Source organism: Neptunomonas sp. CHC150 (genome assembly GCF_030397555.1).
Lineage (GTDB): Bacteria > Pseudomonadota > Gammaproteobacteria > Pseudomonadales > Balneatricaceae > Neptunomonas > Neptunomonas phycophila.
The window spans coordinates 124,967-147,341 of sequence record NZ_JAPNXU010000011.1; the positions used below are offsets into that span (position 1 = coordinate 124,967).

At 46.8% G+C, this 22,375-nt stretch carries 25 protein-coding genes and 1 other RNA gene; 4 read left to right on the forward strand and 22 right to left on the reverse strand.

Features of this window, described 5'->3' with window-relative positions; all coding sequences use genetic code 11:
- Nucleotides 1–10: 10 nt before the first annotated feature.
- From mraY to rsmI, 10 genes are all read right to left on the reverse strand, one after another.
- Complete coding sequence (gene mraY / locus OW491_RS14545) at nt 11–1,093, reverse strand: phospho-N-acetylmuramoyl-pentapeptide-transferase (RefSeq protein ID WP_075171523.1); 1,083 nt, start codon at nt 1,091–1,093, stop codon at nt 11–13.
- Complete coding sequence (murF, locus tag OW491_RS14550) at nt 1,094–2,476, reverse strand: UDP-N-acetylmuramoyl-tripeptide--D-alanyl-D-alanine ligase (RefSeq protein WP_290036646.1); 1,383 nt, start codon at nt 2,474–2,476, stop codon at nt 1,094–1,096.
- Nucleotides 2,473–3,975 carry a UDP-N-acetylmuramoyl-L-alanyl-D-glutamate--2,6-diaminopimelate ligase gene (locus OW491_RS14555; RefSeq protein WP_290036648.1) on the reverse strand — a complete coding sequence of 501 codons (1,503 nt, stop codon included), beginning with the start codon at nt 3,973–3,975 and terminating at the stop codon, nt 2,473–2,475. Before OW491_RS14555 ends, murF begins: the two co-directional genes overlap by 4 nt.
- Entirely contained in the window at nt 3,972–5,690 is a 1,719-nt protein-coding gene (locus tag OW491_RS14560; RefSeq protein WP_075171521.1) for a penicillin-binding transpeptidase domain-containing protein, read from the reverse strand. The genes OW491_RS14555 and OW491_RS14560 overlap by 4 nt, the downstream gene beginning before the upstream one ends.
- Nucleotides 5,680–6,075: a cell division protein FtsL gene (gene ftsL, locus OW491_RS14565; protein ID WP_290036650.1), complete on the reverse strand. Its 396-nt coding sequence runs from the start codon at nt 6,073–6,075 to the stop codon at nt 5,680–5,682. Before ftsL ends, OW491_RS14560 begins: the two co-directional genes overlap by 11 nt.
- A gap of 16 nt (nt 6,076–6,091) precedes the next feature.
- Nucleotides 6,092–7,042, reverse strand: a complete 951-nt coding sequence (rsmH, locus tag OW491_RS14570; RefSeq protein WP_290036651.1) for a 16S rRNA (cytosine(1402)-N(4))-methyltransferase RsmH — start codon at nt 7,040–7,042, stop codon at nt 6,092–6,094.
- Nucleotides 7,043–7,084: 42 nt separating this feature from the next.
- Nucleotides 7,085–7,537, reverse strand: coding sequence for a division/cell wall cluster transcriptional repressor MraZ (gene mraZ / locus OW491_RS14575; protein ID WP_075178762.1), 453 nt, complete (start codon nt 7,535–7,537; stop codon nt 7,085–7,087).
- Between the two features lie 295 nt (nt 7,538–7,832).
- Entirely contained in the window at nt 7,833–8,681 is an 849-nt protein-coding gene (locus OW491_RS14580) for a hypothetical protein (protein ID WP_290036653.1), read from the reverse strand.
- Between the two features lie 137 nt (nt 8,682–8,818).
- Nucleotides 8,819–9,172, reverse strand: an RNA gene (gene rnpB / locus OW491_RS14585) — RNase P RNA component class A.
- Between the two features lie 33 nt (nt 9,173–9,205).
- Nucleotides 9,206–10,042, reverse strand: a complete 837-nt coding sequence (rsmI, locus tag OW491_RS14590; protein WP_290036656.1) for a 16S rRNA (cytidine(1402)-2'-O)-methyltransferase — start codon at nt 10,040–10,042, stop codon at nt 9,206–9,208.
- A gap of 33 nt (nt 10,043–10,075) precedes the next feature.
- Here rsmI and OW491_RS14595 point away from each other — a divergent pair, with 33 nt between their 5' ends.
- Genes OW491_RS14595 through OW491_RS14610 form a run of 4 tightly spaced genes read left to right on the forward strand, consistent with a single transcriptional unit; the run spans nt 10,076 to nt 13,461 of the window.
- A complete protein-coding gene (locus OW491_RS14595; protein ID WP_083609919.1) occupies nt 10,076–11,899 on the forward strand; it encodes a penicillin-binding protein activator in 1,824 nt (607 codons plus the stop codon).
- 10 nt (nt 11,900–11,909) lie between these two features.
- Nucleotides 11,910–12,269 (forward strand): YraN family protein, encoded by a 360-nt coding sequence (locus OW491_RS14600; protein WP_075171515.1) that lies wholly within the window; start codon nt 11,910–11,912, stop codon nt 12,267–12,269.
- A gap of 15 nt (nt 12,270–12,284) precedes the next feature.
- Complete coding sequence (locus OW491_RS14605; protein WP_075171514.1) at nt 12,285–12,872, forward strand: SIS domain-containing protein; 588 nt, start codon at nt 12,285–12,287, stop codon at nt 12,870–12,872.
- A 4-nt stretch (nt 12,873–12,876) separates the two neighbouring features.
- Nucleotides 12,877–13,461 carry a BON domain-containing protein gene (locus OW491_RS14610; RefSeq protein WP_075171513.1) on the forward strand — a complete coding sequence of 195 codons (585 nt, stop codon included), beginning with the start codon at nt 12,877–12,879 and terminating at the stop codon, nt 13,459–13,461.
- A 114-nt stretch (nt 13,462–13,575) separates the two neighbouring features.
- Here OW491_RS14610 and OW491_RS14615 read toward each other — a convergent pair whose 3' ends face one another.
- The 12 genes from OW491_RS14615 to moaB form a co-directional block, all read right to left on the reverse strand.
- Nucleotides 13,576–13,983 carry a ClpXP protease specificity-enhancing factor gene (locus OW491_RS14615; protein ID WP_290036659.1) on the reverse strand — a complete coding sequence of 136 codons (408 nt, stop codon included), beginning with the start codon at nt 13,981–13,983 and terminating at the stop codon, nt 13,576–13,578.
- A gap of 79 nt (nt 13,984–14,062) precedes the next feature.
- On the reverse strand, nt 14,063–14,695 hold the full coding sequence (locus OW491_RS14620; RefSeq protein ID WP_075171511.1) for a glutathione S-transferase N-terminal domain-containing protein: 633 nt from the start codon (nt 14,693–14,695) through the stop codon (nt 14,063–14,065).
- A gap of 96 nt (nt 14,696–14,791) precedes the next feature.
- Entirely contained in the window at nt 14,792–15,553 is a 762-nt protein-coding gene (locus OW491_RS14625; protein WP_075171510.1) for a cytochrome c1, read from the reverse strand.
- Nucleotides 15,553–16,800, reverse strand: coding sequence for a cytochrome bc complex cytochrome b subunit (locus tag OW491_RS14630; protein ID WP_075171509.1), 1,248 nt, complete (start codon nt 16,798–16,800; stop codon nt 15,553–15,555). The genes OW491_RS14625 and OW491_RS14630 overlap by 1 nt, the downstream gene beginning before the upstream one ends.
- On the reverse strand, nt 16,800–17,399 hold the full coding sequence (gene petA, locus OW491_RS14635; RefSeq protein ID WP_075171508.1) for a ubiquinol-cytochrome c reductase iron-sulfur subunit: 600 nt from the start codon (nt 17,397–17,399) through the stop codon (nt 16,800–16,802). Before petA ends, OW491_RS14630 begins: the two co-directional genes overlap by 1 nt.
- 266 nt (nt 17,400–17,665) lie before the next feature.
- Nucleotides 17,666–18,058, reverse strand: a complete 393-nt coding sequence (gene rpsI / locus OW491_RS14640; protein ID WP_075171507.1) for a 30S ribosomal protein S9 — start codon at nt 18,056–18,058, stop codon at nt 17,666–17,668.
- Nucleotides 18,059–18,072: 14 nt separating this feature from the next.
- Nucleotides 18,073–18,501 (reverse strand): 50S ribosomal protein L13, encoded by a 429-nt coding sequence (rplM, locus tag OW491_RS14645; protein WP_075171506.1) that lies wholly within the window; start codon nt 18,499–18,501, stop codon nt 18,073–18,075.
- A 203-nt stretch (nt 18,502–18,704) separates the two neighbouring features.
- A complete protein-coding gene (gene zapE / locus OW491_RS14650; protein ID WP_290036663.1) occupies nt 18,705–19,811 on the reverse strand; it encodes a cell division protein ZapE in 1,107 nt (368 codons plus the stop codon).
- Between the two features lie 97 nt (nt 19,812–19,908).
- Nucleotides 19,909–20,619, reverse strand: a complete 711-nt coding sequence (locus tag OW491_RS14655) for an LrgB family protein (protein ID WP_290036664.1) — start codon at nt 20,617–20,619, stop codon at nt 19,909–19,911.
- Nucleotides 20,619–21,014 carry a CidA/LrgA family protein gene (locus tag OW491_RS14660; protein ID WP_290036665.1) on the reverse strand — a complete coding sequence of 132 codons (396 nt, stop codon included), beginning with the start codon at nt 21,012–21,014 and terminating at the stop codon, nt 20,619–20,621. Before OW491_RS14660 ends, OW491_RS14655 begins: the two co-directional genes overlap by 1 nt.
- 56 nt (nt 21,015–21,070) lie before the next feature.
- A complete protein-coding gene (locus OW491_RS14665; protein ID WP_290036666.1) occupies nt 21,071–21,661 on the reverse strand; it encodes a TMEM165/GDT1 family protein in 591 nt (196 codons plus the stop codon).
- Nucleotides 21,662–21,851: 190 nt separating this feature from the next.
- Entirely contained in the window at nt 21,852–22,364 is a 513-nt protein-coding gene (moaB, locus tag OW491_RS14670; RefSeq protein ID WP_075171501.1) for a molybdenum cofactor biosynthesis protein B, read from the reverse strand.
- Between the last annotated feature and the right edge of the window lie 11 nt (nt 22,365–22,375).

Here is a 22,375-nt window from a genome sequence, read left to right on the forward strand (position 1 = left end):
TCGTTTCCTGTTATCGAATCTTGAGCGTGGCCAAACCGACCAAGACCAAAACCACAGTGATAATCCAAAAGCGCACAATTACACGAGGCTCTGGCCAGCCTTTTAACTCAAAATGATGATGAATAGGTGCCATTCGGAAAATACGACGTCCCGTGAGCTTGTAAGACGCTACCTGCAAAATAACGGACACGGTTTCCATCACAAACACACCACCCATAATAACAAGCACCAACTCTTGGCGAACAATCACAGCCACCGTACCTAGCGCCGCCCCTAGAGCAAGAGCACCAACGTCTCCCATGAAAACTTGTGCTGGGTAAGTGTTAAACCACAAGAAGCCTAAACCGGCTCCCACAATAGCGCCGCAAAAAATAATAAGCTCACCCGACCCTTGGATATAAGGGATCAACAGATAGTCAGCAAAGCGAATATTACCGCTCAAGTACGCGAATATAGCTAACGCCCCAGCCACCATCACAGTTGGCATGATGGCTAAACCATCCAAACCGTCCGTCAAATTCACAGCATTGGAAGTACCCACTATCACGAAGTAGGTGAACACAACAAAGAAGATACCCATATCCAAAGCCACATCTTTGAATATAGGTACGATCAACTGTGTTTCTGCAGGGCTTTGTGCCGTAAAGTACAAAAACAAGGCTGCCCCTAAACCACCAACAGATTGCCAAAAATATTTCCAACGGGCCGGTAAACCACGCGAGTTTTTCTCAACCACTTTGCGCCAATCATCTACCCAGCCAACAGCACCAAAAATAAAGGTCACGATAAGCACAACCCATACGTAGCGATTATTCAAATCTGCCCACAACAAGGTACTCACACCTATTGACAACAGAATCAACGCACCACCCATCGTAGGCGTGCCAGCTTTACTCAGGTGAGATTGAGGCCCGTCATCACGTACCGACTGCCCAATCTGCTTCGTCTTAAGAAAATCAATTAAGCGAGGTCCGATAAACAATGACATGCCCAAGGCGGTTAACACGCCCATAATGCCGCGCAAGGTTAAGTATTGAAAAACCGAAACCGCTGAAAAATACTGCGACAGGTAATCGGCCAAAATCAGTAACATCTATTTATCTCCAACGGTCAAACCCGCAACGACTGACTCCATTCCTGCACTTCGGGAGCCTTTAACTAATATTTTAAGATCACTATGCAACAAAGGCTCCATAGCTTTCAGTAAACTGTCCTTATCCGCGAAGTGAGCCACAAGCTCACCTCCCGACGTTTGATACCCCTGTACCGCCTCTTTACACAAATCCCCTACCGCGAAAAATCGATCAATTTTCTGTTCAGCCGCGTATTGGCCTAATGCGTAATGGATAGATTCGGCATCAACACCGAGCTCACCCAAATCCCCTAAAATAAGCATGCGTTCACCCGGTAGCTCTGCCAAGGTATCAATAGCCGCCATCACAGAGCCTTGATTAGCGTTATAGGTGTCATCAATCACCAACGCCCCCGCCAAACCCGCCACTGTACACAATCGTCCCTTAACCGCCTTGAAACGTGACAAGCCATCGGCAACCACATCTAGCGAAAAACCAGCAGCTAACATTAGCGCAGAGACCGCCGCTGCATTGGCAATATTATGTGCACCTAATACCTGCAAAGTAACCGTAGCGCTCGCTGCACCATGCACAATATCAAACGCGAAACAGCCATTTAGCTGACGGCTTACATGGCGCACATACAAATCAGCTTTTTCATGCTTTACACTAAAACCAATCCGAGGTTTATCGCCAATACGTGCAAGCCACTGCTTGGCCGCCGCATCATCAAGATTGACAACCGCCGTGCCCACCGAAGATAGCCCATCATAGATCTCACCTTTAGCGTCGATAACCCCTTGTAAAGAGCCAAACCCTTCCAAGTGCGCTGCCATTGCATTATTAACAATGGCAATATGCGGGTGGGCTAACGCAACTGAATAAGCTATTTCACCGGCACCACTGGCACCCATTTCGATCACAGCATACTCATGCTCAGGCGACAGCCTAAGCAAAGTTAATGGCACACCAATATCGTTATTCAGGTTTCCCAAGGTAGCGAGCGTATTACCACAATTAGCCAATACGGTTGCCAACATCTCTTTTACCGTTGTTTTTCCGCTGCTACCGGTAATAGCGAAGAGCAATCCTGTAAAAAACGAGCGATTATATTCAGCTAGCTTCCCTAAAGCGATACGCGTGTCGCTTACAATAAGCTGAGGCACATCAACGGGCAGTTCTCGTTCTACCAGTAAAGCAGAAGCACCAGCATCGATAGCCTGCTCAACAAAGTCGTGCGCATCGAAACGCTCACCTTTTAAGGCAATGAACAAATCTCCAGATTTCACAGCGCGTGTATCGGTTGTAACACCCGTAATACAATTTATTTCGCGCTCGCAAGGAGCTAAGCGCGCATCAAGAGGCGCTAACAGTTCATTTAGCGAAAACTCAGGCTTCATCATAATTGCGATTCCTCTACTAACTGTTTCGCTAACTCGCGGTCACTAAACGCAAGCTTCTTGCCCATCACTTCTTGGTAATCTTCGTGACCTTTACCAGCGACTAGCACCCAATCGTCATCATTCGCATGGGCATATGCATACTCAATCGCCGCTCTACGGTCTTCAAAAACTACCGCTGCGCCGGGCGAACTTAGACCATCGACGATCATGCTGATAATAGTCAGTGGGTCTTCAGTTCGTGGGTTATCGCTTGTAATGACGAGTTGATCAGCATGTAACTCTGCAATAGTCGCCATTTCAGCCCGCTTACCAGTATCGCGATCACCACCGCAACCAAACACAACCCATAACTTACCGGAGCAATGCTCACGACAAGCCGCCAAAGCCTTTTCCAAAGCATCCGGTGTATGAGCATAATCCACCACCACAACAGTACCGCGCGAAGCAATATAAGACTCCATTCGCCCCGGCACCGCTGTGACACAAGACATAACCGTTGCAATCGCCTCCCCCTTCCAATCAAGGCGACATAAAACAGCAACGGTTAGTAAAAGGTTGGCGACATTGAAGCCACCCACAACAGAAGAAGAAAACGAAATAGTATCCAAAGCAGGGTAAGAGACATCCACGCTTAAACGTATACCGGCTGATGAGAGCTCACTAACACCAGGCAATACATCCGCTTTGTTATTGCCTATCGCACTATAGCCGCAGCAATCTATACCCTGATCTTTTAGGCGCTGATATAACTGCTGACCAAACGCATCATCCAAATTAACAACACGCTGCTTAACCGAATAGTCAGTAAATAATCGTGCTTTAGCTTCGCCATATGCGACCATCGTTTTGTGATAATCCAAATGATCACGGCTCAAATTTGTAAACGCGGCTACAGCAAACTCAACTCCAGCAATGCGCCCTTGATCCAACGCATGGGAGCTTACCTCCATAACAACAACATTAGCCCCTTGAGCGACATAACCCGCCAATAGCTCATGCACTTTAACCACATCTGGTGTGGTATGTGTTGCTGGCGACAACTGGCCTACAAATCCATTGCCAACCGTACCAATCAGAGCTGTTTTCTGACCTAAATGAGTTAACGCCTGCGCCAAATAATGGGCGCATGATGTTTTACCGTTTGTTCCCGTAATACCAATAACGCGCAACTGCTGGCTAGGGTTCCCAAACCACGTACTGATTATTTCACCCGCACGCTGCTGCAAGTTTTCAACCACAACAACTGGAATTGAAAAAGCACTGAGATCCAGACCAGAAGACGATGCACTATCAAGCAAAGCCGCTACGGCACCCTGCTGGGCAGCTTGCTCTATAAAATCTGCACCACGATGGGAAACCCCGTCGCGCGCGATGAACAGGTCGCCCTCTCTGACTTGACGGCTATCAACACACACTCCCTTTACAAGGCAAGATGCCGCACCATTATCTGGGGCGGCAATACCAAGTTCTGTTAGTGAGCGAGGTGTTAATGTCGTCATTTCATCACCACCGTCGTACTCGGTTTTTCAGGCCACTGATCAGGAGCCACATTCAACATACGCAAAGCATTGCCTGCCACCCGAGAGAAAACCGGTGCGGCTACCTCACCGCCATAATATTCTTGCCCTCTGGGATTATTCACCATCACAGCAATAACTAAGCGAGGATCCGAAATAGGCACTACGCCTGAAAAAACCGAAATATACTGATCACCTGAATAGCCACCGTTCATCGCTTTATGAACCGTTCCAGTTTTCCCGGCCACACGATAACCATAAACAGCCGCTCGACGCCCCGTACCTATAGGGCTAATCACGGTTTCCATCATTTCGAGAACAGAATGCGCTACGTCAGCCGGCATAACACGTTTACCCGTAGCAGGCTCATCTAACTTCAATAAGCTAACCGGAAGTGCGACACCATCATTCGCTAACGGAATATAAGACTGAGCAAGCTGTAACGGCGTAACTGACAGACCGTACCCATAAGACATAGTGGCACGTTCAACAACACGTTTTTCAGGGTAATAAGGCAAGCTACCAGCTCGTTCGCCAGGGAACCCGCTTCCGGTTGCCTGCCCAAGCCCTACATTTTCATATAAATTACGTACCGCATCCGCATGCATACTCAGCGCAAGCTTCGTAATACCCACGTTGCTAGATTTTGTAATAATCCCGGTTAAATCCAGCTTTCCGTAATCACGATGATCACGAATAGTCCGCCCTTTAACGCGGATATAACCTGGCGTCGTATCAACAACACTGTCAACCGTATACTGGCCAGACATTAGCGCTGCGGCGATAGTTAACGGCTTGACCGTAGAGCCGGGCTCAAACAGATCGGTTACGGCACGGTTTCGCAACCCTTTAGGGTCAAGATGCGAACGATCATTTGGATTGTACGAAGGCTGATTAACCATCGCCAATACTTCGCCCGTACGCGCATCCAACACCACGGCCGATGCAGAATCAGCATGATGCGATTGCACCACCGCTTTTAGTTCTCGATAAGCCATATATTGCAGGTGCAAATCGATGCTTAATTGAACATCACGCCCCGGCTTAGCTTCATCCAAAGATTTGATATGCTTAATAGTGCGGCCCAAGCGATCTTGCATGACTAACTTTTTGCCTGGATGGCCTGTTAATGCTCGCTCATAGGCTAGTTCCATCCCTTCTTGGCCACTGCCATCAATGCCCGTAAAGCCCACTAAATGCGTAGTTACCTCGCCCGCTGGGTAATAGCGTTTATACTCACGATCAACATGAATACCACCAATATTGAGCTGATCGATTTGTTCCGCTAATTCAGGAGTGACTTGACGTTTAAGGTAAATGAATTGCTTGGTTTGATGGTTCTCTAGACGAGACACTAACTCTTGACGCTTCACACCCAACAAAACAGCCAAACGATCCAGCTCGGGAGCGAAGCGATCCGTACGCGATGGATTGGCCCAAATAGTAGCCACAGGAGCACTTACCGCGAGCGGCTCGCCATTGCGATCTGTTATCAGGCCACGGTGCGCAGGTGTGAGCGTTGTGCGTAATGAGCGCGCATCCCCTTGACGTTGTAAAAATGCTTGGTCAAGCGTGTAAAGCGAAACGAGCTTCGAAACAATGCCAGCCGCTACAACTAACAACAAAACGAAGATAAGAATAAGCCGCCAGCTGCGGCCCGCTGATTGTACGATACGATCTTGGTTACTATCGCTCATATTGCACAATCTCTATCATATTAGTTTCAGGCGACATCATAGCCAGCTGTTTAGACGCAACCCGCTCAACACGGTTATTAGCACCTAATGCACTTTCCTCTAGCAACAATTGCCCCCACTCCACTTGAAACTCATCCCACTGAGTCACCAAAACCTGCTGACGATTAAATAAATCTCGGTATTCAAAAGCCGAATAAATCACACTCAAAGCACTGGCAGTAATAGCAATAACAAGCACTACAGAAATACAAATTGGACGCGCAAGCTCTTCACCCGTCATTAAACGAGTCATTTCTGGCGCCTTTGCTTTTTCTTTTTTCAGCTTGGCCGCCTTTTTGGGAGCAGGCGCTGCTTCAGGCTGCTTTTGTTTTCGCTTAAACCACACGACTTTTACAATTCCCTTACTTTAATTTAGTGGCCACACGCATCACGGCACTGCGTGAACGAGGGTTCTCTTCAACTTCCGCTGTTGACGCTTTAGACATTTTTCCTTCAGCTTTAAGACGCTGATCCAACATATCTTGTGTAAAAGGAATTCCCCGCGGCAGATGCTCATCACCCTTTACATATTTGCGAATAAAGCGCTTAACTATGCGATCTTCTAGTGAATGAAAACTAATAATGACCAATCGCCCGCCCACTTTTAAAGAATCTAATGCGCGGTCTAAACAGCGCTCTAAATCCTCTAATTCACGGTTGACATGAATACGAATAGCTTGAAAGGCACGCGTAGCAGGATGCTTACCTTTTTCCCAGGAAGGGTTAGCCTCGGAAATGATTTTGGCTAAGCGAGCCGTCGTTTCGATTGGAGCTATTTCGCGTTCTTTAACGATAGCTTTCGCCATACGACGACCAAACTTATCTTCTCCGTAGGTGAAAATAACATCTGCTATTTCGGCCTCGCTGGCATGACTTAACCATTGCGCGGCACTTTCGCCTTGCGTTGTGTCCATACGCATATCAAGAGGGCCGTCATGCTGAAAGCTAAATCCTCGCATAGGATCATCTAACTGCGGTGAGCTAACACCTAAGTCCAAAAGGACGCCGTCAACTTTCTCAAAAAAACCGCGTTCAGTAACAAATTCTCCTAATTGCGCAAACGACCCATGAGCAATATCAAAACGTGGTTCATCCGCAAACCGCTTACCGGCATGCGCTATTGCTTCTAAATCTTTATCGATCGCCATTAAGCGACCTTTATCTGATAGCTGCTCCAACACAAGAGCCGAGTGACCACCACGACCAAAGGTACCATCCACATAAAAGCCATCTGGATTTTGCACCAGGGCCTGCACCGCCTCATTTAGCATGACGGTTATGTGCTGAAAGGTTTCGCCGTTCTCGTTACTCACTCGCTTGTCCTGTTTTGGCACCCCTAAACGGGCATGCATCTATCAAAGGGATAAATCTTGTAAACCGTCAAAATTGCCGCTGGCATCATCAATTTGGAGATACTCTTCACGCGTTTCATTCCACGCTGCCTCATCCCACAACTCAAATTTGCGACCTTGTCCTAGCAAAATGACTTTTTTATCCAAGCCCGCATACTCTCTCAGCAGCGATGGGATCAACAATCGACCATTACCATCCATATCCAGATCAGTCGCATGACCGATCAACAAACGCTGCAAACGTCGCGCGGCAGGGTTAAAACTTGGGAGTGCATTCACTTTTTCTTGAATCTCTTCCCAGTCATCAATGGGGTACAACAACAGGCATCGCTCCTCAGTATCAATCGTCAACACCATATGCCCAGAACACTGCACCGAGATTTGATCTCGGTAGCGCGCCGGTATGGCAAGACGCCCTTTGGCATCTAAATTGACTTGATTAACCCCGCGAAACACCGTCTGTATTTCTCCACTTGAGCAACACCTCAACTCACAAAGCGCCACTTTTACCCACATTTACCCACTACCGCACACTATAGGAACTAACCACCCCCTTTGCAAGTTTGAGACAGAGGTATTCACTCACTAACTAAAGGGTGTATTAGCAAAATTGATCTAAGCAAGAGCAGAAAAACGAAAGAAAACAATCGGCTTTATATAAAACAAAGACTTAGGGATAAAAAGAGAAATGACATCCAAGACAATGCTGGGATGCTGATTGAATAAAACGACAGATCAAAAAGCGCGCAGACTAACTGTACAAGCGGCACAAACCAGGAATCAAGGATCGGCCATCTTGCCGCGCATAGCGCAATCGTAAATGCTGTAAATTACTAGCGATCACATCTGATGACACACCTTCGAAAGCCCCCTGCAGTACCTGCTCAAAGATTTCACGACCTCGCTGCGCGTTCTGCGTACTACGTTGATCATTTTTCACATCCGTTAAGAAAGTAAAATGATTCCATCGCACACCGTACTCTTCAGCAAAAATAAAGTGAAACTTAGGGTGCTGCATTACCCGGCTAGACAACAAAGAAGGATCAGGTCGTAATGGCATATAACGATTAGACAAGATCACAAAGACCTGCTTTAAATGAGCACTATCAGGATTGATTCGCTTTTCCAGCAGCCCCAAAGCGAAAGGATCAACCATAATGGCTGAATACTGCGTGTCAACACCATGCTCGCTCGACACCTGCGCCGCTGCATCAACGGCAGCTTTCAACACCTTGGGCGCGCCACCCATACTGTAGTGGATACCCACGTAATCACCGCCGCCGTCTTTCACCATCTGCTCAAGCATTGGCGCCTTCATTCGCGAGCGAACTTCTAAGATACGCTCAGCATAACCTTGCTCCACCAATGAATGCCCCACATCCAAAGCCCGCTGACCACCCCAATCAACCAAAAGCAGCAACCCAGGGTGTACCATAATAGTATTTTGAGTGGCCGAGACGTGAGGGATTGACGGCTGAAAAGGCAAAGGAGGTGCTAAACACATAGGCAAATGCTCGTCAGCAACTGACGAACGCAATCCTGAAGAAGAGCAACCAGCCAAAATAAAACATGAAAATACGAGCAAGGAAAGATGACGCATTACGCACCTATTGGATTTACACCTTTCCCTAGGCTAGATACAAACAATATGTCGGAAAAAGATAAAGCAGCATAGCAAGACAGTCAACAGATGACGCCATATAGAAACAGAAAGATTATGAAGGGAAAGTAGAAAAGAGTCTGAGTTCGCCTGTAAGCCGGGTTCTGTCGAGGACAGTCATTCATCTAGTATGTACATCGCTATACATCTCAAGCGACCTACCCGGATCCGATGCGGGCCACACCTAATGGATCCCTATTTGGTCTTGCTCCTGGTGGGGTTTACCATGCCGTGGAATGTTGCCACCCACGCGGTGCGCTCTTACCGCACCCTTTCACCCTTACCGGTATCCGAAGATACTTAGGCGGTATACTCTCTGCTGCACTGGCCGTCGGCTCGCGCCGCCCAGACGTTATCTGGCACCTTGCCCTATGGAGCCCGGACTTTCCTCCCTCTAGCTAGTGCTAAACGGCGACTGCCCGGCGAACTCAGGCGCGCATCATATCAAAAACTATTCCCAGACACTACTTACGATTAAGCGCAATCTGATAAAGCGCATTCTTCTTCTCACCTGTGATTTTTGCAGCCAGCGCAGACGCCTGTTTAACCGGCAGCTCCTCTAAAAGCACATCTAGCACTTTTAACGCCTCGGGCGAGGGTCCGTCACTACTTTCAAGCTCCACACCTTGAACCAACAAAACAAATTCACCTTTTTGCTGATTATGATCAGCAGTGATCCACTCAATAACATTATCCAACGTATCGCCATGAATCGTCTCAAACGTTTTAGTCAGCTCACGAGCCACCACCACATAGCGATCTTCACCCAACACATCGCGCATATCAGCCAATGAATCCAGTATGCGATGAGTAGATTCATAAAAAATAACGGTTCGCTCTTCCGCAACTAGCGCTTCAAATTTTTGCTTACGCCCCACCCGTTTAGCTGGTAAAAAGCCCTCAAAAACAAACTTATCAGTAGGCACACCAGACGCACACATTGCCGTGATAACAGCACAAGCTCCCGGCACAGGAACGACTTTAAAACCGGCTTCACGTACAGCACGGACCAAAATAAAGCCCGGATCGGAAATTAATGGCGTTCCAGCGTCAGAAATCAACGCGATAGAGTCGCCAGCGGCCAATTTATCCAGTATTGTTTGCAGTCTTTGCCGTTCGTTATGATCATGCAATGAAATCATGGGCGCTTTAATGTTAAAGTGCGCCATTAAACGGCTGCTGTGGCGAGTGTCCTCTGCCGCAATAAGAGCAACGGACTGCAGAACCTCCACCGCTCGTGGCGTCATATCACCTAAGTTACCAATAGGTGTCGCCACAACAAATAAAACTGCATCAAACATAACAATCCATCCATCATCAGGGTGCTAGAGTATATGATGAATTTGAAACGCCTGTCTCTAACTGTTGCTTTATCGGCATTAATTGCCGGCTGCGCTATGCCGCCTATGCAAAGCCCAGATGTTGTGGACAGAAGTGGTAATACCAATACACAGCAATCAGGCATGCAGATGCCGGTTGAGTCACTGATTGATCAAGCCAATAGTGCTCCCCCTATTCAATCAGCCCAGCTCAAACTTGAAGCAGCGAAGCAGCTCATCGCACGAGGCGAAGAAGATCGCGCGCTGAGCTTGCTGGACGGCATTGATACTGACATTTTACCGCCAGCATTGCGCTTCGATATCTTAAGCCTTCAGACTCAACGCGCCATACAAGCCAATGATGCAGAACGCGCATTAAGCTATCTTGCTTATATGCCAAGCCTGAGCACTCTTCCCGAGGAAGACGTCTTATTATCCGAGCAACTGTATGCCGACGCCTTTAACCTCAACGGTCAGGCACTAGAAGAAGCCAAGATCCTTATTGAAAGCACTCGCTATGTGCACGATGAAGCCCAATTACAGGCTTATCATGACCAAATATGGGCCGCGCTTCAGCAACTAAATAATCAAGAGCTATACCAAGAACTGCAACAGCCCAACAACGATTATATCTTGCAGGGTTGGCTAGAACTGGCTCAATCAGCGCGTCAAGTGATTGATGTTCGCACATCAGAAACCAACATTGATAACTGGTTGGCTGTATGGCAAGCGCACCCGGCGGCACAAATTATGCCTCAGGATCTCATTACCGGTGGCAGCGCTAATATTGAAAATGTAGCGCGTATCGGCATACTGCTTCCGCAATCCGGCGCCCTAGAAAACGCTGGCAGTGCTATCACCGAAGGCATACTCAAAGCCCAAGCCAACGCACAAGCCAACGGCTTTACACCCGAAATCGTATTTATCGATAGCGCACCATTGAATACAGCCGAAGAAATTCTCAGCGCTGTTACAAACCAAGGGCTAGAAATGATTATTGGCCCGCTAGATAAAGACAAGGTCAACGCACTCGCCAATTACAACGAGCTACCTTTACCTTTTTTAGCGCTTAACTATGCAGACACCAGTGCATTCAACCTCTATCAATTTGGCCTATCCGCCGAAGACGAAGCTCGGGATGCAGCCACAACAGCTATCAATGCTGGCAAATACAGTGCTTTAATTATTGCTCCCGATTCAGATTGGGGTCGTCGCGCCCATACTGCATTCACCAACACCTTTACCGAATTAGGCGGCAGCGTTGCTGATTCGCTTCTCTTTGATAGCAGCAAACTATCACAACAGATCCCGCAACTGCTGCGGGTAGATATCGGACGCTTACGTGCTAACGAAGCACGACGCCGCAAAAAACAAAGCTACAGCTTCGCCAACGTTCGCCGTAATGATGCCGATGTTATTTTATTAGCCGCCCGACCTCAGGATGCTCGGCTTATCAAACCCTTCCTGAAGTTCTATTTTGCGAATAATATTCCTGTGTATGCTACCTCTCAGGTCTATGGCGGCTCCCCTGACCCCAAAGCCGATATCGATTTAAATGGCGTTATGTTTGGTGATATCCCATGGATTCTATCTCCACCATCGGCTTTACAGCGATCTATTGCCAGCACCAAAAACAACACCCAAACGCGCTATGGCCGTTTATACGCACTTGGAGCAGACGCATACAACCTGTACCCTTATCTACAGGAGCTGAGCATGACTCCTGGTGCGCAACTCAACGGTGAAACAGGGCAATTATCGGTCAACTCAAACAATAAAGTAATGCGACATTTACAATGGGCTGTGTTTAAACAAGGCATCCCTGTATTAATGGAATAATTGTAAACGTATGGACAAACGCACAATCGGCAAGGATGTTGAAGACAGGGCATGGCATTGGCTTATTAAGAAAGGTCTTCGCCCTGTAAAGCGTAACTATTTTTGTAAAATGGGTGAAATAGATCTCATTTTACTCGAAAGCAACGTGCTGGTATTTGCCGAAGTTCGCTATCGCAAAAGCAAACAGTTTGGAGGGGCTGCGCTATCAGTCACCCCCAATAAACAAAACAAGCTAATAAAAACAGCTCAGCATTTTTTGATGACTCATCCCAGTTTTCAAAATTATAACTGCCGTTTTGACGTATTAGCCTATGAATCCTCACCTGAAGACAGTCAGCCAATATGGTATAAAGACGCCTTCAGACTTTGACTCCGGAAAGCGTTAATGGAACTTGAAGATCGCATTATTAATCTGTTCCACAACTCAATGGACACAAATGCCCATACCATTGAGCAATACACACCGTTAATAGCTCACGCCAGCGAACTCATTATGGCGAGCCTAGCCAGTGAGCTAAAAGTATTGTGTGTAGGCAATGGCGGATCCGCTGCATTGGCGCAGCATTTCTCATCACTCCTCCTCAACCGTTTTCGCCACGAACGTCCGGGGCTACCCGCCTTGACGATTGGAACCGATAGCGCCGCACTGACAGGTATAGCGGAAGAAGGCAGCTTTAGTGATGTTTACGCCAAACAGATACGCGCAATAGGACAACCGGGCGATGTACTCTTGGTTATATCAAACCAAGGCAAATCAAACAGCCTAGTCCAAGCGATCCAGTCAGCCCACGATAGAGACATGTCCGTGATTGCCATTACCGGCTCACAAAGCAGCAACATCTCCGCACTTTTACGACCCGACGAGGTCGAAATATGCGTACCATCAGAAGACAATGCGATGATCTACGGTGCGCACCTTTTGGTTTTACATTGTTTATGCGACCTAATTGATTACCAGTTATTTGGAGCCTGATTACATGAACACAACATCAATCAAACTGATTTCTACCCTATGCCTGATAGGCACACTATCAGGCTGCGCCTCACTCATTAGCGCCACACGAGAAGAACCCATCCAAGAAGACTCCGGCAAGCGCACACTTGGGGCTTACGTCGAAGACGAACTGATCGAAAACAAAACGCTCGTCAACATCAACAAAGGCTCAAAGGCCGTAAATAGCGCCCATATCGGCGTTACAAGCTACAACGGCATCGTATTACTCACAGGCCAAGTACCCAGCGAAGCGGCTAAAACAGAAGCCGAGCAGATAGCCATGCAAACTCGCAAGGTCCGTAAAATCCATAACGAACTTGAAATTGCAGGCCCGACATCAGGTATTGTCCGCACTAACGATGCCTACTTAACCAGCCGCATCAAATTACAACTACTGGCCACAGAAAACATCGATGGCGGCCGCATTAAAGTCGTTACCGAAAACAGCTCTGTTTACCTCATGGGGCTAGTAACCGAACAAGAAGCAAATCTTGCGATTAGCATCATCCGCACTGTGCCAGGCGTTCAACGCATCGTAAAAGTCTTTGAATACATCCCTAAGCGCTAACAACTAGACCTTCTCTAGATGTAACCCAAAAAAAAGCCACCAGATCTAATTAAACCTGGTGGCTTTTTTATATTATCAACTCTAACTACACGACCATTACCCTGCCGATATCGACTATTTCACGACCTTAAGCGATGGGCGTGCTGCCTTTTTTGGCTGCTCCGGTTCTGGCGGCTCAGGATCGTAATCATCACTCGCATACAGCTCTGCACCCGGCTCTTGACCAAACCCCATCCCCGCGCCAGTTTCCCGCGCGTAAATAGCTAAAACAGCACTCATTGGCACATACACATTCATTGGCATACCACCAAAACGCGCGCTAAAACTGACAGCATGATCATCAATAGCCAGACCCACAACCGCCGACGGACTGATATTTAAAACAATTTGTCCATCCGAGATAAACTGCTCAGGGACCATTACCCCCTTCACAAAAGCGTCTACAGCAATATGCGGCGTTAAATCATTATCAATAAGCCACTCGTGAAGGCCTCGAATAAGATAAGGACGACTCGGGTTCATATCCTAACCACTCCCAACATTCCAAAAAAAAAGGATGACAACGCATCCCTTTTTAATAATACAGGCAAATTACCAAATACTAGTCGCGCATTTCGCGCTCACCATCCGATAGGCTATCACGGAAAGATTCACGCTCGAACAAACGATCCATATAAGCAAGTAAATGCTTACATTGCGCTTCAGGCAATTCAATACCCAAAGACGGTAAACGCCACAAAATTGGCGCAAGACAGCAATCGACTAACGTGAACTCATCGCTCATAAAGAACGGCTTTTCACCAAAGATTGGCGATATAGCTACAAAGCTATCACGCAAGTCCTTACGTGCTGATTCTAACTCAGCTTCACTGCCTTTGCCCGAAACCAAAAGATCAACATGCTTACACCAATCGCGCTGGATTCGGTACATAAACAAACGGCTTTCAGCACGCGCTACAGGATAAACTGGTAACAATGGCGGATGAGGAAAACGCTCATCAAGGTATTCCATCATCACATTTGATTCATATAGAACCAGTTCCCTATCCAAAAGCGTTGGCAAGCTGTTGTATGGATTCAAACCCGCCAGATCTTCTGGCAAATCTTCAACATGACAATCGATCACATCAACAGCAACACCTTTCTCGGCCAGCACGATGCGTACGCGGTGGCTGTAGTGATCACTACCATCAGAGTAAAAGGTCATGGAAGAACGCTTCGCCACAACTCCCATCAATATATCCCCATATAACTTACCGCTAAAAATAAACAAACGCGGCCTTTAACAGGCCGCGCGAAAGAAGCATTCTAACAGATTTTTTCGATTAGATCAGTGTACATCTCTCCAATATTCTTTCTTAAGCGCATAAGCGATAAAGAAGAATATGAACAAGAAGATTAACACCTTAGTACCAATGCGATGAGAATCGAGTTTTGAAGGCTCCCCAATGTATGCCATAAAGTTAACCAAGTCATAAATGGTGCGGTCAAACTCAGCTGGCGTTTGTAAACCCGCCTTGCTGATGGTTAAGCAGCCACCCATTTCTTGACCGGTTAGCGGGTCAATTTTCTTCTCCGCATGCATCAGTTCTTCAGGTGTACAGTGATTAACTTGCTCACCTTGTAAGTATTCCAAAACGTTTGGCATACCTACATCAGCAAAAACAACGTTATTCACACCCCAAGGACGAGACTCATCTTTATAGAAGCTACGTAAATACGTATAAATCCAATCAGGTCCACGCAAACGCGCTTCAAGCGTTAAATCAGGTGGTGGGTTACCAAACCACTTGCCGGCATCAGCTTTTTGCATAGCAATAGTCATTTGATCACCTATTTTTTGGTCACCTAACAACAAATGCTCTTCAACCAACTCATTCGGCATACCCAAGTCATTCGCAGCACGCTCATAACGCTGATATTGGGCAGAGTGACAACCCAAACAGTTATTTACAAACGTTTGCATACCACGCTGAAGCGACGCCTGATTCTCTAGGTCTATTTCAATGTGATCTAATTTAACCCCTTCTGTAGCTGCCATAGCCACAACCGGGAACAACGACATAACGAAAGCGATTACAAATTTTTTCATTACCCTGTCACCCTTTCCGGAACTGGTTTAGTTTTCTCCAAACGCGTGTAAATAGGCATTAAGAAGAAGAACGCGAAGTACAGACCTGTACAGATCTGAGCAACCAGCGTACGACCCGGTGTAGAAGCAACAACACCTAAGTAACCCAAGATCACAAAGCTTACAGCAAAGATAGCCAAAGCCACTTTACTCATCCAGCCTTTGTAACGGATAGACTTAACAGGGCTGCGATCTAACCAAGGCAACACAAACAAGATAGCAATCGCACCACCCATCACTACCACACCGGGGAACTGGGAAGCAGCAATTGGCGGAATAGCACGCAACATGGCATAGAAAGGCGTGAAGTACCAAACAGGCGCAATATGCGGTGGCGTTTTCAGCGGGTTAGCTGGCTCAAAGTTTGGCGCTTCAATAAAGTAACCACCCCCTTCAGGGAAGAAGAAGATTACGGTACAGAAGACAAACAAGAAGACCACAACACCCACAATATCTTTAACAGTATAGTAAGGGTGGAACGGGATACCATCACGTGGCACGCCATTTTCGTCTTTGTTTTCTTTAATTTCGATACCATCTGGGTTGTTAGAACCCACTTCATGCAATGCAATGATGTGCAGAACAACCAAAGCTAACAGCACGATAGGTAAAGCGATAACATGCAGCGCAAAGAAACGTGTTAGCGTAACACCAGAAATCAGGTAGTCTCCACGAATCCACTCAGCTAAATCAGGGCCAATAAATGGCACCGCCGAGAATAGCGATACAATAACCTGCGCACCCCAGTAAGACATCTGACCCCAAGGCAACAAATAACCCATGAAGGCTTCAGCCATTAGCGCCAAGTAGATTGTCATACCAAAGATCCACACCAACTCACGCGGCTTACGGTACGAACCATAAAGCATGCCACGGAACATATGCAGATACACAACACAGAAAAATGCAGACGCACCCGTAGAGTGCATATAGCGCAACAGCCAACCGTAGTCGACATCACGCATGATGTATTCAATAGACGCAAACGCCCCTTCTGCTGAAGGGTTGTAGTTCATCGTTAACCAAATACCAGTAATAATCTGGTTAACCAAAACGAGCATGGCTAAAGAGCCAAAGAAATACCAAAAGTTAAAGTTTTTTGGCGCGTAGTACTTGGAAAGATGATCTTCCCACATAGCCGTTGCTGGGAAACGGTCATCGACCCACCCCATGAAACCGCCTTTACCCTTATTGCGATAGCCAGCCATTACACAGCCTCCTGATCGATACCGACGACGAGAATATCGTCATCCTCAAACGTATAAGGAGGGATCACAAGATTTGTCGGCGCTGGGGAACCTTTAAGCACACGACCAGACAAATCAAAACGAGACCCATGACATGGACAGTAATAACCGCCCACCCAATCAGCACCTAAGTCAGCAGGCGCGACTTCTGGACGATACGTAGGAGAACAACCCAAGTGCGTACAAATACCCACCAACACCGAAATGTCATCGCGTATTGCACGGTAAGCGTTTTTAGGAATGTAATCAGGCTGCTGCGGTACGCTTGAAAGCGGATCAGCTAAACGACTAGGATCCAGCGCTTCTAAATTTTTTAATGCTTCTTGGCCACGTTTAACAACCCAGACTGGCTTTCCGCGCCATTCTACGATCATTTGCTGCCCAGGCTCTAGCTTACTGATGTCTGCTTTCGCAGGTGCACCCGCCGCTTTAGCCTTAGCGCTCGGATTCCAAGAAGCTACAAACGGTACTGCAGCCCCCACAGCACCTACTGCCCCAACGGCAGAAGTAGCACCGATCAGTAGGCGACGCCGACCCTTGTTCACGCCGTCATTGCTCATCAAGTTCTCCCCCACATTCAGCCCCGCCTTTATTTTTATAAAAAAGATCACCGGCCGAAAAGTATAAAGCTACAAAATTCGGTTCTTTAAAATCGCGAAAATAGTAAAGAATATAACCCTATGATACAAGGTGAATTAATAAATTACCCCTACATTTAGACTAAGTATTGATATAGCACAAGATTATATAGCAGACATAAAAAAACGCCCGAGCCGTGAGGCTTCGGGCGTTTTTCTGAATTGCTTGCCAGTAAACTGGCAGACAATTAACGCTTAGAGAATTGTGGTTTCTTACGTGCTTTACGCAGACCAACTTTCTTACGTTCAACTTCACGAGCGTCACGGGTAACAAAACCAGCTTTACGCAGTGAAGGACGAAGCGTTTCGTCGTATTCCATAAGTGCACGAGTAATACCGTGACGGATAGCACCAGCTTGACCGAAGCCACCGCCGCCTTTAACCGTAGCAAACACATCAAATTTTTCTAACGTTTCAGTCAGTTCTAGTGGCTGACGAACGATCATGCGAGCAGTTTCACGACCAAAGTACACATCAAGAGTACGATCATTAACAGTGATAGTGCCTGTACCTGGACGCAAGAAAACACGGGCAGTAGAAGTTTTGCGACGACCTGTACCGTAATACTGAGTAGTTGACATAATCTACTATCCCCTTAAATTTTCAATTCTTGAGGCTGCTGAGCCGCATGTGGATGTTCGTTACCTGCGTACACTTTCAATTTAGTGTACATAGCACGACCCAAAGGACCCTTTGGAAGCATGCCTTTAACCGCTAGCTCAATAACTTCAGCTGGCTTGCTGTTGATCATGATTTCAAAGTTAGCCTGCTTCAAGCCACCTGGGTAGCCTGAGTGACGGTAGTACATTTTATCTTTACGCTTATTACCCGTCACGTTTACTTTCTCAGCATTGATTACAACAATGTAATCGCCTGTATCTACGTGAGGAGTGTATTCTGGCTTATGCTTACCGCGTAAACGGCGTGCGATTTCAGTAGCCATACGACCCAGAGTTTTACCCTCTGCATCAATTACATACCAGTCGCGTTTTACTTCGGCTGGTTTAGCAACAAAAGTAGTCATCTATTGTTCGCCTATATAAAAAATTAAGTCTTAACGAGGCTTTCAAAAAGCCGTGCCGACTTACCTTATAATTATTAGTTGTCGCCCATTCATTACTGAAAAAACCACAACAATCGAACCTCAACAATTTGAGGAGCGCGGATTATAGACAAAAAGACTCGCCAATGCGAGTCCTTTGCTATAAAAAACCACTAAATTTTAGCCTATGCTTTGTGCTCGCGCGACAGGTATTCATGCGATTGCATTTCCAGCAAACGACTCTGCGTTCTGGCTATCTCAAACGACAAACGGCCTTCTGTATAGATGTTAGCGATGCTCACTTCAGCAGAGATTATCAATTTGACGCCGCAGTCATAAAACTCATCTACCAAATTAATAAACCGACGTGCCGAATCATCATTCGAACGCCCTAACTGAGGTACATTAGATAACAAAACAGCATGGTATTCTTTTGCTAATTCGATGTAATCATTCTGAGATCGCGGCCCCTCGCAAAGTGCTTTAAAATCAAACCAAATCACATCTTCACAACTGCGGCGTGACACGATTGAACGGCCATTCACCTCAATTGGTTTAGCCACTTCAGCACTTGCGATATCCGGTGCTAATGCTTCAAAGCTTTTAGTTAAGCTCGCATCGGCTTCAGGGCCCAACGGATAATGGAATAGCTCAGCCTGTTCTAACGTACGCAAACGGTAATCCACGCCACCATCAACATTCACGACTTCTGTATGCTTATTCAACATTGCAATGGCTGGCAAAAAACGAGCGCGCTGCAAACCGTCTTTGTACAAACCATCAGGCACGATGTTAGATGTTGCCACCAATGAAACGCCGTTCATAAACAGCTTTTCAAACAAGCCACCTAAGATCATGGCATCAGTAATATCAGAGACAAAAAACTCATCAAAACAAATAATGCGCCATTCTTGAGCATAACGCTTCGCCAACTCTTCTAACGGGTTTTTAGTCCCATCAAGCCCTCGCAAATCAGCGTGTACACGCTGCATAAACCGATGAAAGTGCGTCCTGTTTTTACGAGTAAAAGGTAAGCTATCGTAAAACACATCCATTAGGTATGTCTTACCGCGTCCAACGCCACCCCAAAAGTACAACCCTTTAACCGGCTCGACTTCTTTTTTCTTAAAGCGACCACTCAAGCGGCCAATAAACGAAGAAGGCTGCTCGCGCTCAGCGGCTAACAGATCATCATACAAGCGCTGCAAGTGCGTAATCGCTAACTCTTGGGCGGGGTCATAGGCAAAATCATCACGTTGCAGATCTTGTTTATAACGCTCTAATGGAGTCATTCTCTGACATACCTTTTTAATCGAAGACAAAAACAGTGGCGCACTTTACAGCGCATATACATGAGAAGCAAACGCGCTAAAAAGATAAGTTAGCGAACTAACCAATCCCAAGCACAGCAACCACAACCGGAACTAAAAATGCGGTCATCAAGCCTGTAATACCCATAGCCAAACCAGCAAAAGCACCCGCCAGCGCGCTCATTTCAAAAGCGCTAGCCGTACCAAAACCATGAGCAGCCAAACCCAACGCAAAACCTTTTACGGCATCATCTTTGATGCCCAATACACGAAACACAAACGGCGCCATCAAACACCCCATCGCGCCGGTAATTAATACAAAGCCAGCGGCCATAGAGGTAATACCCCCAATTTTTTCCGCAATGCCGATCGCTATTGGAGTTGTAACGCTCTTCGGAGCTAACGTCAGCAGCAACTCGCCAGGCAGACCAAACATCATAGCCACCAACAACACAGACACCATGGCAACCAAAGCACCCGTAAAGCACGCAATAAATATCGACAACCACATTTCGCGAATACGCTTAAAGTGATCAAACAGAGGCACAGCCAATGCGACCGTGGCCGGGCCAATCAAAAAATGGATGAACTGAGCGCCTTCAAAATAGGTCTTGTAATCGGTCCCTGTGAACACCAAAAACACAATGATGATAAACATGGACACTAACACTGGATGCAATAAGGGACTGCCATTCGCTCGCCGGTTAACCCAACACGCAAAGATAAACACACTGGTCGTCAATATCACCCAAAACAAAGGCTTAGCAGCGAAATAAACCCAAAAGTCCATTACGCACTCTCCTCTTTCGCTTTATGACGAGATTTATCCAGCTTAGCCGCCAACTTAAATACGGCAGCGGTCAAGAACAAGGCTAAAAACGTACTGACCATCAACGCAATCGTTAACGGCAACCAATAATCAGCCAGCAGTTTCGCGTGAACCATCAGCCCCACACCCGCAGGCACATACAAAAACGCTAGGTAACGCAACAAACCTTCAGAAACAAGGCGTACATCCGCCGGTGTCCGCTTTAAAACAGCCAATAGGACTAACAGCAACAACATGCCAATCACTGGCCCTGGCACCGGAACTCCGGAAGCCATAACGGCTAATTCGCCTAAGAATTGGCAGACTAACAACACCAAAAAACCGTTTAGCAACTCAACATCCTCATCATCGCCCACCCACTTTCATCACTTACATTCGCGATAGGAGGTAAATAGTCTACCTGAGCTATTTTTTATGCCAACGCGACAAATTGCTCATACGCTTGATACAAAGCGACTAACCCCATCACCAAAAACAACACTCCGCTGCCTCGGTGAATCCATACTAAAGGCATTTTTTGCAACAACTTACGTCCAACCTCTACCCCAAGAACTGTCGTAACACCCAACGCCAAGGTCGAACCTAACCAAACCAACCAAGGGTTTTGCAAACCACCCAAAGCCGCCACTGCCAGCTGAGTTTTATCCCCTAACTCAGCAAAGAAAATCAGCATAAAAACGGAAAGGATCAACTGACGACCGACTTTTACCTGATCCGCATCATCACCCTCGTCCTCTTCAAAAAACAAAGACTGCAAACCAAAATAGATAAACAACACAGCCACAATCAAAGCGACAAGCCACATTGGCAACCAATGGCTAACCGTCGCACCAAATACAACCGCCAGGAGATTTAAGACAGCAAACGCCGAAATCGAACCGATAATAATCGGCCAATGCTTATAACGGGCTGCTAAGGTCATAGTGACTAACTGGCTCTTATCACCAAACTCAGCCAGCAATACCAACACAAACGTCTCAAACAGCGGAGACAACGATTCCATAACATGCCCTAGAAAAGTGCGTATCTACTTTCACAAAACAACACGCATAAAAAAGCCAGCATTATAAGCTGGCTTCACACTTGAAAATACCCGGAAACACGCTGTTTCCGGTATAAAATTAACGTAAGTGGCTTAATTCTGCTTACCCTATTACAAAGCAAGCATTACGCCAATCCAATGGCCAAGAGCACTAACCGCGCTGCAACACCATCTCAACAAAATTACAAGGACGATGCCGACGATCCAGCTGTTCAGCAATAATCTTGTTCCAAGCCGTCTTGCATGCACCTGTAGAGCCAGGCATACAAAATATAACTGTACGGTTAGCCACACCCGCCACCGTACGAGATTGAATAGTAGAAGTACCAATCTCATCATAGGATAAGCTTCTAAATAGCTCACCATAGCCTTCTATCTGCTTATCAAACAACGGGATCATAGCCTCTGGAGTACTGTCTCTTGCCGTAAAACCCGTACCACCTGTAATCAGCACAGCATGGATAGCATCACTAGCAATCCACTGCGAAACCACGGAACGGATTTGATAAATATCATCCTTCGCAATAGCCCTAACCGCCGCCACATGCCCTGCTTGCTCGACACATGCTTGCAAGGTATCACCAGATTTATCCGTTTCAGACGTTCGTGTGTCAGACACAGTAAGAATGGCGATATTAAGGGGGATAAAAACAGCTTCAGACATAGCGACTCCTA